The organism is Streptomyces sp. NK15101 (assembly GCF_020400725.1).
Classification (GTDB): domain Bacteria; phylum Actinomycetota; class Actinomycetes; order Streptomycetales; family Streptomycetaceae; genus Streptomyces.
In genome coordinates, this window is sequence record NZ_JAINVG010000055.1 from 15,736 (window position 1) to 32,828 (window position 17,093).

Genomic DNA, 17,093 nt, shown 5'->3' on the forward strand with positions numbered 1-17,093 from the left:
GGGGGACGGGGTCAGAGCAGTCTGCGCGCCGCCCGCCGCAGGTTGTACTCGTGGATGATCGCCTTCGCGTGGCCGTACGTCAGCTCGTGCGCCCCGCGGAGCCAGCTGAGCCGGTCCTCGAAGCGGAGGAGGGAGGGGCCCTCGTCGACGATGCGCATCCAGTCGGTGATCTCACGACCGGTACGGGCCGGGATCCGGGCCAGCAGGTTGCGGTGGGTCTCTTCGGAGAAAGTCTGGGACATCGGCGCCTCCGGACGCTTCGTGCCGTGTGCTTCTCGTACTCCTTCCCGTCACCGTGCCGAAGCGTTCGCCCGTTGGCAAGGGGCCGGGCAGGGCGCGTAGGGTCGCGGGGTGCACGATACGAGTGAACTGACCGCCGCCGTCGAGCGGTTCGCCGACCGGCTGCGGGCCGCCCCGCAGAGCCGCCTCCGGCAGGCCGCGGCGGCCGAAGGGCTGGCCCTCGCCCGCGAGTTGGCGGTGCGCGCCCAGCGCGCCGAGGACCCGGACCGGGAGCCGAGGATCATGCCGGACGCGGGTCTGTTCACGGTGGGCGACCAACTCGCCGTCGCCGGGAACGATCTGGCCGAAGTCCTGCGAACGGCCCCGGCCGGCTCCCACGAGAAGGAGCTGGACGAGGCCGTGAGGCTGGTACGGGAGGCGGCGGAGCGCGCCGGGCTGTAGAGAGGGCCGCCGGGGCCGCCGTGCGGGCCCGTGGGGCGGCCGTGGGCCCCTACAGGGTTACAGGGAGGCGATCACGCGGTCCGCGAGGATGTAGACGTTCTCCTCGTCCGTGTCGCCGTAGGAGAAGGTCAGGGCGAAGGCGCCCGAGACGCCCGAGCCGCCGAGCAGGACCGGGGTGCGGCCCGCGCGCAGGGCCTCGGCGAGACGCTCCGCGGTCTCGCGGTGACCGGGGGTCATGCAGAGCGTGGTGCCGTCCGCGAAGACGTACACGTCGAGGGTGCCGAGCGGGCCCGGGCGCACGTCGGTGAGCGCGGTGCGGGTGTCCGCGAGCTCCTCCAGGCGGGCCACCGTCCGCTCGTGGTCGGTGACCACGGGCGTCTGCACCGGCACGAAGTCGGGGTGCGAGGGGTGCCGGCGGCGGGCCGCGGCCAGCTCCGCCGAGTCCTCGGGGTACTCGTCGAGGGAGTCCAGCGCCTCGGGGCCGTCGAGCGCGGCGGCCTCCGCCTCCATGGCCTCCAGGGCCATCGCCTCCAGACCCACGAAGTCGGCCTGGCGCGGCACGAAGAAGGTGCCGTCGTCGGCCTGGCCGCCCAGGCCGCCCAGCAGGGACGGGGCGTCGGCGGCGTCACGGGCCTCCTGCGCGGCCCAGAAGGCGCGCGCCTCCGCGAGCTCGCGCTCGCGCTCCTCGGCCAGCGCCTCGGCGACCGCGGCCCGTATCTCGGCGGCGGGCGAGGTGCGGGCCGCGGGGACCGTCCCGCCGTGGCCGGCGGCCAGCTCGCCCCGGAGGGCGGTGACCTCCTTGCGGAGACCGTGGACGGCGTGCAGGGCAGCAGCGCCCACGGCCGTGGCAGCGGCCGTGGTCAGCAGCAGGGCAAGAGACATGGCGCTCACTGACGTACTCCCGATTCCGAGTCGATCCCCCGACTTCCTACATCAGCTTGTCCTGGGGTGGCGCTGCCTGTCAGTGCATTACGTCACGAATTGGACAGGTATTTCTGCCAGGCGTTTAGTCCCGAAACGGCTCTGACCTGGGAAAACAATCTCCCCCGGGATGTAGGTCACATCCTGGGGGAGATTCGGTCACGGCTCGGACGCGGAGCGGTTGACCCGCCAGGTCCGTGGAGAGCGGAGGCTCGGCTCAGTCGCTCGCTCTCGTGGTCGCACTGCGCTTCGCCACCGCTGCGGGCAGGTGCCGCCCTCGTTCCTCGGGCGACCCCTACCCTCCGCTACGGCTCGGCTCAGTCGCTCGCTCTCGTGGTCGCACTGCGCTTCGCCACCGCTGCGGGCAGGTGCCGCCCTCGTTCCTCGGGCGACCCCTACCCTCCGCTACGGCTCAGCTCAGTCGCTCGATGACCATCGCCATGCCCTGGCCGCCGCCGACGCACATGGTCTCCAGGCCGAACTGCTTGTCGTGGAACTGGAGGCTGTTGATCAGCGTGCCGGTGATCCGGGCGCCGGTCATGCCGAAGGGGTGGCCGACGGCGATGGCGCCGCCGTTGACGTTCACCTTGTCCAGGTCCAGGCCCAGGTCCTGGTAGGACGGGATGACCTGGGCGGCGAAGGCCTCGTTGATCTCGGCGAGGTCGATGTCGCCGATGGTCAGGCCGGCGCGCTTGAGGGCCTGCTTCGAGGCCTCGACCGGGCCGAGGCCCATGATCTCGGGGGAGAGGCCGGAGACGCCGGTGGAGACGATCCGGGCCAGCGGGGTCAGGCCGAGCTCGCGGGCCTTGGTGTCGGACATGATCACCAGCGCGGCGGCGCCGTCGTTCAGCGGGCAGCAGTTGCCGGCGGTGACCAGGCCGTCGGGACGGAAGACCGGCTTGAGGCCCTGCACGCCCTCCAGGGTGACGCCCGCGCGCGGGCCGTCGTCCGCGGAGACGACCGTGCCGTCCGGCAGCGTCACCGGGGTGATCTCGCGCTCCCAGAAGCCGTTCTTGATGGCCTGCTCGGCGAGGTTCTGCGACCGCACGCCGAACTCGTCCATCTCCTGGCGGCTGATGCCCTTCCAGCGCGCCAGGTTCTCCGCGGTCTGGCCCATCGCGATGTACGCGTCCGGGACGAGGCCGTCCTCGCGCGGGTCGTGCCAGGTGGAGCCCTCGGAGGCGGCGACGGCGGCGGTACGGGCCTCGGCCTCGGCGAAGAGCGGGTTGTGCGTGTCCGGCAGCGAGTCCGAGTTGCCCTTCACGAAACGGGACACCATCTCGACGCCGGCCGAGATGAAGACGTCGCCCTCGCCCGCCTTGATCGCGTGCAGCGCCATGCGGGAGGTCTGCAGCGAGGAGGAGCAGTAACGGGTGATCGTGCAGCCCGGCAGGTGGTCCATGCCCATCTGCACGGCGACGATCCGGCCCAGGTTGTTGCCCTGCTCGCCGCCGGGGAGGCCGCAGCCGAGCATCAGGTCGTCGATGTCGCGCGGGTCCAGCTCCGGCACCTTCGCCAGGGCCGCCTGGACGATGGTCGCGGTGAGGTCGTCCGGCCGCAGGTCCTTGAGGGAGCCCTTGAAGGCCCGGCCGATGGGCGAGCGGGCGGTCGAGACGATCACGGCTTCGGGCATCACGGCTCCATGAGGGTGCGGAGTGAGCGGGCTGAAAGGGAAGTTACCCGTACGTACCGCACGGGTCACCGCTTGGACGGTGTGACGCGGACCTCTTTTCTAAGCGAGCGCTCAGCCACGGGACCTCCGCCCGTACGGCCGCGCCTGCCAGGCCGGTGCCCACCCGCCGTGTGGGCAATCGTCCCGCGGGGGCAGGGGGGTCCCCTGCTCGAGCGAAGCCGAGAGCCTGGGGGAGGGTGGGCACACGGGACGGCGCCCTTCGCGGCCGCCTCCGCGTCCCGCGCCTGGACCCGCACCACGGGTGAGCTGTGCACGGGGTGCGGGTCCAGGCCCGGGAGCCTGGGCCCGGCAAGGGCGCCGTTCCGTTGTGCCCACCCGTTCCGCCCCAGCGGAACGACCGCCCACAACGGGGTGAGCACCGCCCCCGCGGAACGACTGCCCACAACGGGCGGGGCGCCGCGTCGGTCAGGCCTGGGCGTCCTCCGGGGAAGGCTCCGCCGGGACCGGCAGGCGGCGCCGGCGGCGGTGCTTCAGGAGCGCCCACGGCGCACGCGCCCCCGTGACCTCCGTCCCCGCCTCCCGTACCGCCTCCGCCGCCGCCTTCGCCACCGGGAGCATGTTCTCCCGCCGCTCCGGCTCCAGCCGGTCCGTCTCCGGCCAGAGGCCCAGCGAGGCGCAGAGCGTCGGCAGGACGGCCATCGCCGCCGTCGCGTACCCCTCCGCCGAGGGGTGGAAGCTGTCGATCCCGAACATCTCGCGCGGGTTCGCCGCGAACTCGGGCCCCAGGAGGTCGCCCAGCGACACCGTCCGCCCGCCCTGCTCGACGACGACGATCGTCTGCGCCGCCGCCAGCTGCCGGGAGGCCCGCCGCGCCAGCCAGCGCAGGGGCTGGTAGACGGGCTCGATCGTGCCCAGATCCGGGCAGGTCCCGACCACCACCTCCGCGCCCGCCGTCCGCAGCCGGCGCACGGCCGAGGCGAGCAGCCGTACCGATTCCGTCGGGGGCAGGCGGTGCGTGACGTCGTTCGCGCCGATCATGATCACGCACACGTCCGGCGGCCCGAGCGGCTGCGAGAGGAGCAGCGACACCTGGCGTTCCAGGTCGTCCGAGCGGGCCCCGGAGAGTGCCACGTTCCGCAGGACCACCGGCCGCTCGGCGACGGCCGCGAGCCCGGAGGCGAGCAGCGCGCCCGGTGTCTGCCCCGAGCGGCGGACGCCCTGGCCCGCCGCCGTGGAATCACCCAGAAGGGCCAGCCGCAGGGGGTCCTCCGTGCCGAAGGCGCGGCCGTAGAGGCCGTCCGCCACCGGTGGCAGCGGTGCCGGTGCGCCGTAGACCGTGCGCTTGGCCAGCTGCGCCTCGGCCAGGAGGACCCCCACCGCCGCGACACCGATCAGCCCGATGCTCCCGCCGCCGTACGCCGCACCGGCTGCGATCCGCCGCGCCACCCTCGCCCTCGACATGGGGGCCGTCACCTCCTTCAAGCCGTTCAGGGTCTAAGTGCCCCGTAACCCGCTCCGACTACGCATACGCTGGCCACACCATTACGGAGACCCCGGAGATTACGGTGCAATTCCACGACTCGATGATCAGCCTCGTCGGCAACACCCCGCTGGTGAAGCTCAACAACGTCACAGCGGGCATTCAGGCGACCGTTCTGGCCAAGGTCGAGTACTTCAACCCCGGAGGCTCGGTCAAGGACCGGATCGCCCTGCGCATGATCGAGGCGGCGGAGCAGAGCGGTGAGCTCAAGCCCGGCGGCACCATCGTCGAGCCCACGTCCGGCAACACCGGCGTCGGCCTGGCGATCGTGGCCCAGCAGAAGGGCTACAAGTGCATCTTCGTCTGCCCCGACAAGGTGTCGCTCGACAAGATCAACGTGCTGCGGGCCTACGGCGCCGAGGTCGTGGTCTGCCCCACGGCCGTCGACCCCGAGCACCCCGACTCGTACTACAACGTCTCGGACCGGCTCGTCCGCGAGACGCCGGGCGCCTGGAAGCCCGACCAGTACTCGAATCCCAACAACCCGCGGTCGCACTACGAGACCACCGGCCCCGAGCTCTGGGAGCAGACGGACGGGAAGATCACCCACTTCGTCGCGGGCGTCGGTACCGGCGGCACGATCTCCGGCACCGGCAACTACCTCAAGGAGGTCAGCGGCGGGAAGGTGAAGGTCATCGGCGCGGACCCGGAGGGCTCGGTCTACTCGGGCGGTTCCGGCCGCCCGTACCTGGTCGAGGGCGTCGGCGAGGACTTCTGGCCGACGGCGTACGACCGGAACGTCACGGACCGGATCGTCGCGGTGTCCGACAAGGACTCCTTCCAGATGACCCGCCGCCTCGCCAAGGAGGAGGGCCTCCTCGTCGGCGGATCCTGCGGCATGGCCGTCGTTGCGGCCCTGGAGGTCGCCCGCGAGCTCGGCCCCGACGACGTCGTCGTCGTGCTGCTCCCGGACTCCGGCCGCGGCTACATGTCGAAGATCTTCAGCGACGAGTGGATGGCCGGCCACGGCTTCCTGGAGGACACCTCCACCGCCACCGTCGCCGACGTCCTGCGCCACAAGGAGGGCGGCATGCCGTCCCTCGTCCACATGCACCCGGACGAGACCGTCGGCCAGGCCATCGAGGTGCTGCGCGAGTACGGCGTCTCCCAGATGCCCATCGTGAAGCCCGGCGCCGGCCACCCCGACGTCATGGCCGCCGAGGTCGTCGGCTCGGTCGTCGAGCGCGAGCTCCTCGACCACCTCTTCACCAAGAAGGCCTCCCTGGAGGACCCGCTGGAGCAGCACATGAGCGCGCCGCTGCCGCAGGTCGGCTCGGGCGAGCCGGTCGCCGACCTGATGTCCGTCCTCGGCGAGTCCGCCGACGCGGCGATCGTGCTGGTCGAGGGCAAGCCGACCGGTGTGGTGAGCCGTCAGGACCTGCTGGCCTTCCTGGCCGGCGGCGGTTCGAAGTAGGCGGTACGCAGCAGTTCGTGCAACTGGTACGAGGGCGACACGTACCCGCAGCACCCGCTTAACACGCGTCCGGCACATTGGTGGTCGTCGGCGTCACGGACTTCCGGAGCGGCTCCCGGGCCTCCACAGACGCCGCGGACGCGGTGGCCGGCCCTGACCCGGACCCGTGTCCCTCGCGGGGACCGCCGTCGTCCCGCCCCCCGTTCCGGGGGTGCGGCGGTCCCCGCGCCAACCGCCTCGCACGACGCCGACGGGCCCCCGCTCACGCGGGGGCCCGTTCGCCTGCGCGGCCGGGTCCCGTCGGGGTAGCCTCCGGGGCCCGTGACATCCGAACGCAGAGGCGGAACACCGCTCTGGGCCAAGGTCCTGGCGGCGGTTCTGCTCGTCCCCGCCCTGACCCTTTTCGCCCTCTACGTCCTCTACGCCCTCTCGCAGGTCCGCGAGTCCGGCCGGGAGGAGGACGCCTTCGAGGCGACCCGGGCGGATGCGGCGCGGTTCGCCGACGTCCTCGCCGCGGAGGGCGGCACGCCCTCCGAGCGGGACGTGCGGGAGGCCCTCGACCGGTCCGCGGGCGGCGGGCAGCGCCTCGGGGTGCTCGTGGAGGTGCGTCCCACGGAGCACGGCACCCGGGTCCTGGTGCGGTTCTCCCGCGTGTACGAGCGGACCGTGGTCGTCTTCGGCCCGGCCGAGGCCATGACCACCCGCTGCTTCACCGTCGAGCTCACGGAGACGGACCGGCCCCGGGTCACCGCGCACGGTCCCGGGGGGTCCTGCACCGCCGTGGCCGCCCGCCCCTCGCCCTGAGCCCCACCGACTGCATATCCTTATGCAACGTCTTTTGTAGGTGAATAGGTGAAGGGGGCGGCATGAGCGACAGCCCGGCCGGCCGGCTGCAGGCGCTCTTCGAGGGGCACCGGCTGACGCCGACGCAGCGGCGGATCGCGCACTGCATGGTCCGGCGCGCCGGTGACGTGCCGTTCCTGTCCAGCGTCGAGCTCGCCGAGCTCGCCGGGGTCAGCCAGCCCTCCGTCACCCGCTTCGCCGTCGCCCTCGGCTTCGACGGCTACCCGGCGCTGCGCAAGCACCTGCGGGAGAGCATGCCCGCGGCCGCCGAGGAGGCCTCGGGCCTCAACGAGTACCAGCAGGCCGTCCTCGCCGAGATCGAGAACCTCCGGCACCTCGCCGGGCTCCTCGCCGACCCCGCCCCCGTCGAGCGGGCAGGCCGGCTCCTCGCCGGATCCCGCCCGCTCCCCGTGCTCGGGCTGCGGGCCGCCTCCTCGCAGGCGCGGGGCTTCGCCTACTTCGCCGCCAAGGTGCACCCGGACGTCCGGCTCCTCGACGAGGGCGGCTCGATGCTCACGGACCGCATCGACGCGGCCGTACGGGCCGGGGCCACGGCCCTGCTCTGCTTCGCGCTGCCCCGGCACCCCCGGGAGGTCGTCGAGGCCCTGGAGTACGCGCGGAAGGCCGGGCTCACGGTCGTGACCGTCGCCGAGTCGGCGTTCGCGCCCGTCGCCGCCCACAGCGACCTGCTGATCCCCGCCGCCGTCGGCACCGGACTCGCCTTCGACACCGCCTGCGCGCCGATGCTGCTCGGCCGGGTCCTCCTGGAGGCCATGGCGGACGAACTCCCCGACGCGCAGGCGCGCCTGGAGGAGTTCGACACGAAGGCGGCGACCCGGGGCCTGTTCGTCGAGTAGGCCCCCGAGCCGTCAGACCTCCAGCTCGGCCTCGATCTTCTTCAGCTGGTGGCGTGCCATCGCCAGGTTCGCGCGGCCCTTGTCGAGCGCCAGGTAGAGGAAGAGGCCGCTGTTGCCGCGGCCCTTGAGCAGCCGGATCAGGTGGTACTGGCTGCCGAGGGTGATCAGGATGTCCTCGATGTCCTCCTGGAGTCCCAGCATCTCCATCGTCCGGACCTTGGCCCGGACGACGTCGGTGTTGCCCGCCGCGGCCATGTTCAGGTCGAGGTCCTTGCCGCCGCCGATCGTGCCGAGCGCCATGCCGCTGGTGTAGTCGACGAGGGCCGCGCCGATCGCGCCTTCGATCGTGACGGCTTCCTTGAGGGAGGTCTCGGTGTTCGCCATGGTGTCGTACTTCTTCCTTCTCGGTGCTGTTCGGACGGTTCAGTTCAGGTCTTTGCGTTCCAGCGCGCCGTCGACGAGTTCCCCTATCCGGGCGCTGGACCTGCGGGCCTCCAGATGGAGCCGCCCCACGTTGATCCGGGGCTCGGCGAGCAGTGTCAGGACGGCCGAGCCGCCCGCCGCGTACGTCGCCACGTAGCCGTTCTCGCCGCGTACGAGCAGCTCGCGGAAGCGGCCCTGTCCGGTGGTGTCGGTCAGCCGCTGCCCGACGCCGAGCGCCGCCGCGGTCAGCGCGGCCACGGTCTCCGCCTCGCCGTCCACCGTGTCGTGGGCGAGCACGAGTCCGTCGGCGCTGGCCGCCAGGGCCCCGGTGAGCTGGGGCAGCCGCGCCCGCAGCCGTCTGAGCTCGCCGAGGACCTCGGCTTCTGCCGTCATGAGCTGTCTCCTCTCGGCGCGCATGCGCAGGGCACGCCTCATCACAGGTGTGCCTCCAGGGCGTCACGGAGCCGGCGCAGCAGGGCGATGTCGGGATCGGCCACCGGCAGGGCCGATAAGGCCGAAGGCGGGGGCGTGGGTTCGGGTGAGAGCGGCGTCTCGACGAGTCCGGCCGCGGCCAGGCGTCGCACGTCGAGCAGCGTGTGGAAGGCGGGCCTGCCGAGCAGCCGGGCCAGCTCCGCCGGGGTCCGCTCCCCGTCGGCGGCGGCGAGCAGCGCGCGCTGCCGCGCCCCCACGGTCTGGCCGGGGGAGGCGGGACGCGGCACGACCGGGGCGGTGTCCACGGCGGCGTACGGCCAGACGGCGTCGAGGAGTTCGCGGCGGCGGACGGTCTCGCGCTCGACGGCCTCGGCGGAGACCGGCCGCACCGTCCCGAACCAGTGCCCCACCCCGTACCGGAAGCGGGTCGGGCCGCTGGTGGGGGAGAGGGCGAAGAAGGCCGCGTCGAAGACGGCGCCGAGGTGGCAGATCTCCAGCTCGCCGTCGTGCAGCCGGCCGCTGTCGACGAGGAAGCGGCCGACCGCGCGGTGCGCCCCGGCCCGGTCGACGGCCTCGTCCCAGCCCTCGCGGGGCAGCCGGCCGCCGGTGGTGAGGAGGACGTCGACGCCGGGGGCGGCGGGCGACTCGGCGTGCACGACCCGGCCGTCGACGAGGTAGAGCGTGCCGTGGTCGCGCAGCAGGGCGCCGGTGGCCTTCTCGGCGGCGAGCCGGACCAGCATCGGGGAGACGGTCGCCCTGCTCATCCGAGGACCAGTCTCTCGGCGAGGTCGCGGAGGCGGAGCCGGGCGAGGGCGAGGTTGCCGGAGTCGCGGTCGAGCCAGAGGTGGAGGAAGACGCTGCTCTCGAAGGAGGTCTCGACGAAGCGGAGGACGTGGTAGCCGGCGCGGGTGGTGACGATCAGGTCCTCGACGGCCGGGCCCGCGCCGGGGCCGCCGTCCGCCGCCGTGAAGGAGTCGAACTCGGCGGCGGAGCGGGCTATCTCGGCGGTCTCGGCGGCCGTCGTCTCGTGGTCGCCGACCGGCGAGTCGCCCGCCGTGCCGAGAGCGAGCCCGCTGGTCCAGTCGACCAGGGAGGCGCCCCGGGCCCCCGGCAGGGCCATGGCCTCCAGGAGGCACTCGTCGATTCCGGGCACGCGGATTCCCCTCCCGATGCGGCGTGCGAACGTGCGGCAGTGACGGTGACGCTACTGAACGTTCCGGCCTCAGGGAGGGGTTCTGGCATTTTCCATCGGAACATGCCGCTGTCTGACGCGAATTGATCAGAGCGGACCCGGGCCGCCGCCGGCGCGCCCGCACCCGGGCCGCCCGCGGGACCACTGCCCGACGGGCTGCCGGACCGGCGCGTCCGCCCCCCGCTGCCGGCTGCGGATCCCCGGTCCGGCGCGTCCGCCCCCGGTCCGTTACCCGACGGGCTGCCGGACCAGTGCGTCCGCCCGTTCCCCGCCCGCCTCGGCGACGATCTCGTCGAGCGTCTGGGCCCTGCGGACGGTCGTGAACGTCACCGCCCCGTCGCCGTCCACCGTGAAGCCGTGGATGCCGGGCCGGGGAAGGCTGTTGTACGCGTAGTGGTGGGCGAAGTAGTACGCGCCGGTGTCCGGGACCGCCACGACGTCGCCCGGGCGCAGCAGCGGCAGCGCGCGGCCCGTGGCGAGCAGGTCCCCTGCGAAGCAGGCGGGGCCCGCCACGTCCTGGACGGTGACGTCCTCGGTGCGGGGCCGGCCCGCGGAGTCGTACGCGAGGACGCGCAGCGGCCAGGACTCGGGGGCGTAGACCGTGCGGGCGGCCAGCTGCACGCCCGCGTGGGTGACGGCGATCGGGCGGCCGCCGGTGGTCTTCGTGTACTCCACCCGGGCGAGGACCGTGCCGTGCTTGGCGAGCAGGGAGCGCCCGAACTCGGTGACGAGCCGGTAGCGCCCGTCGAGGAGCCCGGGGACGGTGTCGGCGAGCAGCCGGGCGTACTCCGCGTACGTCGGCGTCTCCTCGTCGGAGGCGAAGTTCACCGGCAGTCCGCCGCCGATGTCGAGGGTGTCGACCTGCTGCCGCCCGGCCGCCCGGTTGATCTCCTCGGCGAGCGCGTACGCCTCCCCGACCCCCTGGGCCATGAGGGCGAGCGGGATGCCCTGGGAGCCGGTGTGGGTGTGCAGCCGGGTCAGCCAGGGCCGGTCCAGGAAGGCCCGGACGACGGCCTCGCGGGCGCCTTCGTCGCGGAGCGCCACGCCGAACTTGGAGGTGGCGGTCGCGGTCGAGAGCGCGCCGATGGAACCCGCTCCGACCTGCGGGTTCACCCGGAGGCCGAGCGGCGAGGCGGTGGGGGCGGAGGCGACGAGCGCGTCGAGCCTGCCCAGCTCCTGGAGGTTGTCGGCGTTGACGGCGATCCCGAGCGCGAGGGCCTGGCGGAGCTCGGCCGGGGTCTTGGCGGGGGAGTCGAGCACGGTCCGCGCGGGCGGGACGCCGGCCGCGCGGGCGAGGGCCAGCTCGCCGGGGCTCGCGACCTCGACGCCGAGCCCCGCCTCGTGGAGCAGGCGCAGGACGGGGACGAGCGGGGCGGCCTTCACGGCGAAGGCGTGGAGCACGGGTGCGTCGGTGACGGCGGCGAAGGCGCTGGTCAGGGCGGTGGCGGAGGCGAGGATGCCGGCGGTGTCGAGGAGGGCGACGACCGGTGCGGCGGCGGAGAGGAGTCCTTGGTCGACGGAGGCTCGGACGGCGAGATCACGACGGTAGGAGGCCATGCGGCCCATCCTCGTCCATCGTCCGGCCGGGGCGCCCTGTTGACTACAACTATTCAGCGCGACAAGATGTGAATATCTGAACGACATTCCGAGGAGGCACCCCCATGTCAGGACCCCGCCCCGTCCGAGCAGCCCGCGGTACGGAACTGAGCGCCCTGGGATGGCAGCAGGAAGCCGCCCTCCGGATGCTCCAGAACAACCTCGACCCCGAGGTCGCCGAGCACCCCGACAAGCTCGTCGTCTACGGCGGCACCGGCAAGGCCGCCCGCGACTGGCGCTCCTTCGACGCCATGGTCCGCACCCTGCGCACCCTCAAGCAGGACGAGACGATGCTCGTCCAGTCCGGCCGCCCCGTCGGCGTCATGCAGACCCACGAGTGGGCCCCCCGCGTCCTCCTCGCCAACTCCAACCTGGTCGGCGACTGGGCCAACTGGGAGGAGTTCCGCCGTCTGGAGCAGCTCGGCCTCACCATGTACGGCCAGATGACGGCCGGCTCCTGGATCTACATCGGCACCCAGGGCATCCTCCAGGGCACCTACGAGACCTTCGCGGCCGTCGCCGCCAAGAAGTTCGGCGGCACCCTGGCCGGCACCATCACCCTCACCGCCGGCCTCGGCGGCATGGGCGGCGCCCAGCCCCTCGCCGTCACCATGAACGACGGCGTCGCCATCTGCGTCGACTGCGACCCGCGCGCCATCGAGCGCCGCATCGAGCACCGCTACCTGGACGTCAAGGCCGACAACCTGGCCCACGCCCTCCAGCTCGCCACCGAGGCCCGCGACGCCCGCCGCCCGCTCTCCATCGGCCTCCTCGGCAACGCCGCCGAGCTGCTCCCGCAGATGCTCGCCGAGGGCGCCCCGATCGACATCGTGACCGACCAGACCTCGGCCCACGACCCGCTCTCGTACCTCCCCGTCGGCGTGGCCTTCGAGGACATGGCCGACGCCGCCGCCAAGGACCCGGCCGGCTTCACCCGGCGCTCCCGCGAGTCGATGGCCAAGCACGTCGAGGCCATGGTCGGCTTCATGGACGCCGGCGCCGAGGTCTTCGACTACGGCAACTCGATCCGCGGCGAGGCCCAGCTGGCCGGCTACGACCGCGCCTTCGCCTTCCCCGGCTTCGTCCCCGCCTACATCCGCCCGCTGTTCTGCGAGGGCAAGGGCCCCTTCCGCTGGGCCGCCCTCTCCGGCGAGGCCTCCGACATCGCCAAGACGGACAAGGCGATCCTCGACCTCTTCCCGGAGAACGAGTCCCTGCACCGCTGGATCAAGATGGCCGGCGAGCGCGTCCACTTCCAGGGCCTGCCCGCCCGCATCTGCTGGCTCGGCCAGGGCGAGCGCGACAAGGCGGGCTCCATGTTCAACGACATGGTCGCCGACGGCACCCTCGCCGCGCCCCTCGCGATCGGCCGCGACCACCTCGACTGCGGCTCCGTCGCCTCCCCGTACCGCGAGACCGAGGCCATGCTCGACGGCTCCGACGCCATCGCCGACTGGCCGCTGCTCAACGCCATGGTCAACGTCGCCTCCGGCGCCTCCTGGGTCTCCATCCACCACGGCGGCGGCGTCGGCATGGGCCGCTCCATCCACGCCGGCCAGGTCTCGGTCGCGGACGGCACCAAGCTCGCCGGCGAGAAGATCCGCCGCGTCCTGACGAACGACCCCGGCATGGGCGTCATCCGCCACGTCGACGCCGGCTACGACATCGCGGAGCGCGTCGCCGACGAGAAGGGCGTCCGCGTCCCGATGCGCGAGGGCTCCGAGGACGAGGCCTCCGCGTGAGCGACAGCTTCCACGCCATGTGGCGGTCGCTGCGGCCCATCGGCCGCAGCGCCGCCTCCGGTGGCTACCGCCGCTACGCCTGGACCCAGGCGGACGCCGACTGCCGCCTCTGGTTCCGCATGCAGGCCGAGGCCCGCCGTCTCGACGTCGAGACGGACCGCAACGGCAACCAGTGGGCCTGGCTCGGCGACCCGACGGCCGGCGACGCCGTCGTCACCGGCTCCCACCTGGACTCCGTCCCCGACGGCGGCGCCTTCGACGGCCCCCTCGGCGTCGTGTCCGCCTTCGCCGCCCTCGACGAACTCCGCTCCCGCGGAGCCTCGTTCAAGCGGCCCCTCGCCATCGTCAACTTCGGCGACGAGGAAGGAGCCCGCTTCGGCCTCGCCTGCGTCGGCTCCCGCCTCACCGCCGGCCGGCTGACGAAGGAGCAGGCGTACGAGCTCCGCGACGCGGACGGCACCAGCCTCCCGCAGGCCATGGAGGCCGCCGGGTACGACCCATCGGGGATCGGCCCCGACCCCGAGCGGCTCGCCCGCGTCGGCGCCTTCGTCGAGCTCCACGTCGAGCAGGGCCGCGCCCTGGACCTGTCCGGGGACGCCGTCGGCATCGCCTCCTCCATCTGGCCGCACGGCCGCTGGCGGTACGACTTCGCCGGCGAGGCCAACCACGCCGGCACCACCCGGCTCGTCGACCGCCGCGACCCGATGCTCACCTACGCCGAGACCGTCCTCGCCGCCCGCCGCGAGGCCGAACTCGCGGGCGCCGTCGCCACCTTCGGCAAGATCGCGGTCGAGCCGAACGGCGTCAACGCCATCCCGTCGATGGTCCGCGGCTGGCTCGACGCCCGCGCCGCCGACCAGGGCTCCCTCGACAAGGTCGTCGCGGGCGTCGAGGCGGCGGCCCGGGAGTACGCCGACCGCCACGGCATCGACCTCGCCGTCGTGCGGGAGTCCTACACCCCGATCGTGGAGTTCTCGCACGTCCTGCGCGACGAGCTCTCCCGGATCCTGGGCACCTCGGGCAAGGTGCCGGTCCTCGGCACGGGCGCGGGACACGACGCGGGCATCCTGTCCGAGTCGATTCCGACCGCCATGCTGTTCGTACGGAACCCCACCGGCGTCTCGCACTCCCCGGCCGAGTTCGCGGCCGAGGACGACTGCGTGGCCGGGGTCATCGCACTCGCCGACGTACTGGAGGAGCTGGCGTGCCGCTGACGACGTACTGGCTGGAACACGCCTGGCTCGACACGAACGTCGAGCCGGGCGTGGCCCTGGACGTGACCGACGACCGGATCACCGCCGTCCGCACGGGAGTCGAGACGCCCCCGCCGGGCGCCGTCGTCCTGCGCGGCCTCACGATCCCCGGCCTGGCCAACGCCCACTCGCACGCCTTCCACCGGGCCCTGCGCGGCACCGTCCAGGTCGGCTCCGGCACGTTCTGGACCTGGCGCGAGGTCATGTACACCGTCGCCCAGCGCCTCACCCCCGACAGCTACTTCGCGCTCGCCCGCGCTGTGTACGCGGAGATGGCGCTCGCCGGCATCACCTCCGTCGGCGAGTTCCACTACCTGCACCACGCGCCCGGCGGCACCCCGTACGCCGACCCCAACGCCATGGGCGAGGCGCTCGTCGCCGCCGCCGCCGAGGCGGGCATCCGCATCACCCTCCTCGACACCGCGTACCTCTCCTCCGGCTTCGGCGCCGCCCCCGAGCAGCACCAGCTCCGCTTCACCGACGGCACGGCGGAGAAGTGGGCCGAGCGCGTGTCGGCCCTCAAGGACCGGGACGGCGTACGCGTCGGGGCGGCGATCCACTCCGTACGGGCCGTCCCCGCGGACCAGCTGTCGACGGTCGCCCGGTGGGCCGAGGAGCGGCAGGCCCCCCTCCACGTCCACCTCTCCGAGCAGACGGCGGAGAACGAGGCCTGCCTCGCCGCCCACGGCATGACGCCGACCCGGCTCCTCGCGGAGCACGGCGTCCTCGGCGCGCGGACGACGGGCGTCCACAACACGCACATGACGGACGAGGACATCGCGCTCATCGGCGGGTCCTCCACCGGCACGTGCATGTGCCCGACCACCGAACGGGACCTCGCCGACGGCATCGGCCCGGCGGTCGCCCTCCAGCGCGCCGGCTCGCCGCTCTCCCTCGGCAGCGACAGCCACGCCGTCGTCGACCTCCTCGAAGAGGCGCGGGCCATGGAGCTGAACGAGCGCCTGCGCACCCGCACCCGCGGCCACTGGACGGCCGCCGCACTGCTCCGCGCGGCGACCGCGGACGGCCACGCGGCCCTCGGCTGGGCCGACGCGGGCGTCCTGGAGGCCGGCGCCCTGGCCGACTTCACCACCATCGCCCTGGACTCGGTCCGCACCGCGGGACCGGTCCCGCGCCTGGCGGCCGAGACGGCGGTCTTCGCGGCGGCGGCGGCGGACGTGCACCACGTGGTGGTGGGCGGCCGGACGATCGTCCAGGACGGCGTCCATGTCTCCGTGCCGGACGTGGGAGAGGCCCTGGCGACGACGGTCGCCGCCCTCAGAAGCTGAGCGCCCCCGGGTCGTGGGCAGTCGTTCCGCAGGGCGGAACGGGTGGGCACGACCCGGCCGCCGGCCCGCACCCGAATCGCCCGCCCCCACCGGAGAGCAGCCATGACGACCACCGTCATCACGAACATCAGCAGCCTCGTCACGAACGACCCCGCCCTCGGCGAAGGCCCCCTCGGCCTGATCGAGGACGCGGCCCTCGTCCTGGACGGCGAGACGGTCGCCTGGGCGGGCCCGGCGGCGCAGGCCCCCGCCGCGGACCAGGCCGTCGACGCGGCCGGCCGCGCCGTCATCCCCGGCTTCGTCGACTCCCACTCGCACCTCGTCTTCGCCGGCGACCGCACGGCCGAGTTCAACGCCCGCATGTCCGGCCAGCCCTACAAGGCGGGCGGCATCCGCACCACCGTCGCGGCGACCCGCGCCGCCACCGACGCGGAGCTCTCCGCCAACGTGGCCCGCTACATGTGGGAGGCGATGCGCCAGGGCACCACCACCTTCGAGACCAAGTCCGGCTACGGCCTCACCGTCGAGGACGAGGCCCGCGCCCTGCGCATCGCCGCCGAGCACACCGACGAGGTCACCTACCTCGGCGCGCACATCGTGTCGCCGGACTACGCCGACGACCCGGCCGGGTACGTGAAGCTGGTGACCGGCGAGATGCTGGACGCCTGTGCCCCGTACGCCCGCTGGGTGGACGTCTTCTGCGAGAAGGGCGCCTTCGACGGCGACCAGGCCCGCGCGATCCTCAAGGCCGGCATCGCGAAGGGCCTGCAGGCGCGCGTCCACGCCAACCAGCTCTCGTACGGCCCCGGAGTGCAGCTCGCGGTCGAGCTGGACGCGGCGAGCGCCGACCACTGCACCCACCTGACGAACGCCGACATCGACGCCCTGGCGCAGGGGAACACGGTCGCGACCCTGCTGCCCGGCGCCGAGTTCTCCACGCGCGCCGAGTGGCCGGACGCCCGCCGGCTCCTCGACGTGGGCGTGACGGTCGCCCTGTCCACGGACTGCAACCCCGGCTCGTCCTTCACGTCCTCGATGCCGTTCTGCATCGCCCTCGCCGTCCGGGACATGCTGATGACTCCGGACGAGGCCGTCTGGGCCGCCACCGCCGGCGGCGCGGCCGCCCTGCGCCGCACCGACGTCGGAAGGCTGGGCGTCGGCGCCCGCGCGGACCTCGTCGTCCTCGACGCCCCGTCCCACGTCCACCTGGCCTACCGTCCGGGCGTGCCGCTGGTGGCGGAGGTCTGGCGGAAGGGCGCGCGGACGGTCTGAGCGGG

The 17,093-nt window shown here is 73.4% G+C and carries 17 protein-coding genes; 8 read left to right on the top strand and 9 right to left on the bottom strand.

What is annotated here, in order from left to right:
• Positions 1-11: 11 nt before the first annotated feature.
• Positions 12-242 carry a DUF4287 domain-containing protein gene (locus tag K7G60_RS25820; protein WP_225803339.1) on the bottom strand — a complete coding sequence of 77 codons (231 nt, stop codon included), beginning with the start codon at positions 240-242 and terminating at the stop codon, positions 12-14.
• Positions 243-351: 109 nt separating this feature from the next.
• Here K7G60_RS25820 and K7G60_RS25825 point away from each other — a divergent pair, with 109 nt between their 5' ends.
• Positions 352-681, top strand: a complete 330-nt coding sequence (locus K7G60_RS25825) for a hypothetical protein (RefSeq protein ID WP_225803340.1) — start codon at positions 352-354, stop codon at positions 679-681.
• Positions 682-738: 57 nt separating this feature from the next.
• Here K7G60_RS25825 and K7G60_RS25830 read toward each other — a convergent pair whose 3' ends face one another.
• The 3 genes from K7G60_RS25830 to K7G60_RS25840 all read right to left on the bottom strand — a co-directional run bounded on the left by K7G60_RS25830 (position 739) and on the right by K7G60_RS25840 (position 4,681).
• Entirely contained in the window at positions 739-1,572 is an 834-nt protein-coding gene (locus K7G60_RS25830; protein ID WP_225803341.1) for a hypothetical protein, read from the bottom strand.
• A gap of 442 nt (positions 1,573-2,014) precedes the next feature.
• Positions 2,015-3,235, bottom strand: coding sequence for an acetyl-CoA C-acetyltransferase (locus K7G60_RS25835; protein WP_225803342.1), 1,221 nt, complete (start codon positions 3,233-3,235; stop codon positions 2,015-2,017).
• Positions 3,236-3,700: 465 nt separating this feature from the next.
• Positions 3,701-4,681: an SGNH/GDSL hydrolase family protein gene (locus tag K7G60_RS25840; protein WP_374115685.1), complete on the bottom strand. Its 981-nt coding sequence runs from the start codon at positions 4,679-4,681 to the stop codon at positions 3,701-3,703.
• 119 nt (positions 4,682-4,800) lie between these two features.
• Here K7G60_RS25840 and K7G60_RS25845 point away from each other — a divergent pair, with 119 nt between their 5' ends.
• The 3 genes from K7G60_RS25845 (at position 4,801) to K7G60_RS25855 (ending at position 7,889) form a co-directional block, all read left to right on the top strand.
• Positions 4,801-6,189, top strand: coding sequence for a cystathionine beta-synthase (locus tag K7G60_RS25845; protein WP_225803344.1), 1,389 nt, complete (start codon positions 4,801-4,803; stop codon positions 6,187-6,189).
• A 321-nt stretch (positions 6,190-6,510) separates the two neighbouring features.
• The gene (locus K7G60_RS25850; RefSeq protein WP_225803345.1) at positions 6,511-6,993 is read left to right on the top strand and encodes a hypothetical protein; all 483 of its coding nucleotides are present in this window, start codon (positions 6,511-6,513) and stop codon (positions 6,991-6,993) included.
• 62 nt (positions 6,994-7,055) lie between these two features.
• Positions 7,056-7,889: a MurR/RpiR family transcriptional regulator gene (locus tag K7G60_RS25855; protein WP_225803346.1), complete on the top strand. Its 834-nt coding sequence runs from the start codon at positions 7,056-7,058 to the stop codon at positions 7,887-7,889.
• Positions 7,890-7,901: 12 nt separating this feature from the next.
• On the opposite strand, the gene K7G60_RS25860 is transcribed toward K7G60_RS25855, so the two are convergent.
• The 5 genes from K7G60_RS25860 to K7G60_RS25880 all read right to left on the bottom strand — a co-directional run bounded on the left by K7G60_RS25860 (position 7,902) and on the right by K7G60_RS25880 (position 11,502).
• Complete coding sequence (locus K7G60_RS25860; protein WP_225803347.1) at positions 7,902-8,273, bottom strand: hypothetical protein; 372 nt, start codon at positions 8,271-8,273, stop codon at positions 7,902-7,904.
• A gap of 39 nt (positions 8,274-8,312) precedes the next feature.
• Positions 8,313-8,705 (bottom strand): roadblock/LC7 domain-containing protein, encoded by a 393-nt coding sequence (locus tag K7G60_RS25865; protein ID WP_030690363.1) that lies wholly within the window; start codon positions 8,703-8,705, stop codon positions 8,313-8,315.
• Between the two features lie 41 nt (positions 8,706-8,746).
• Positions 8,747-9,508 (bottom strand): transcriptional regulator, encoded by a 762-nt coding sequence (locus tag K7G60_RS25870; protein ID WP_225803348.1) that lies wholly within the window; start codon positions 9,506-9,508, stop codon positions 8,747-8,749.
• Complete coding sequence (locus K7G60_RS25875) at positions 9,505-9,897, bottom strand: hypothetical protein (protein ID WP_225803349.1); 393 nt, start codon at positions 9,895-9,897, stop codon at positions 9,505-9,507. Before K7G60_RS25875 ends, K7G60_RS25870 begins: the two co-directional genes overlap by 4 nt.
• Positions 9,898-10,164: 267 nt before the next feature.
• Complete coding sequence (locus K7G60_RS25880; protein ID WP_225803350.1) at positions 10,165-11,502, bottom strand: diaminopimelate decarboxylase; 1,338 nt, start codon at positions 11,500-11,502, stop codon at positions 10,165-10,167.
• A gap of 95 nt (positions 11,503-11,597) precedes the next feature.
• Between K7G60_RS25880 and hutU the strand changes: the two genes are divergently transcribed.
• The 4 genes from hutU (at position 11,598) to hutI (ending at position 17,088) form a co-directional block, all read left to right on the top strand.
• On the top strand, positions 11,598-13,274 hold the full coding sequence (gene hutU, locus K7G60_RS25885) for a urocanate hydratase (protein ID WP_225803351.1): 1,677 nt from the start codon (positions 11,598-11,600) through the stop codon (positions 13,272-13,274).
• A 17-nt stretch (positions 13,275-13,291) separates the two neighbouring features.
• Positions 13,292-14,488: an allantoate amidohydrolase gene (locus tag K7G60_RS25890; RefSeq protein ID WP_225803372.1), complete on the top strand. Its 1,197-nt coding sequence runs from the start codon at positions 13,292-13,294 to the stop codon at positions 14,486-14,488.
• On the top strand, positions 14,479-15,816 hold the full coding sequence (locus K7G60_RS25895) for a formimidoylglutamate deiminase (RefSeq protein ID WP_225803352.1): 1,338 nt from the start codon (positions 14,479-14,481) through the stop codon (positions 15,814-15,816). Before K7G60_RS25890 ends, K7G60_RS25895 begins: the two co-directional genes overlap by 10 nt.
• A gap of 102 nt (positions 15,817-15,918) precedes the next feature.
• Positions 15,919-17,088, top strand: a complete 1,170-nt coding sequence (gene hutI, locus K7G60_RS25900; RefSeq protein WP_225803353.1) for an imidazolonepropionase — start codon at positions 15,919-15,921, stop codon at positions 17,086-17,088.
• Positions 17,089-17,093: the final 5 nt, after the last annotated feature.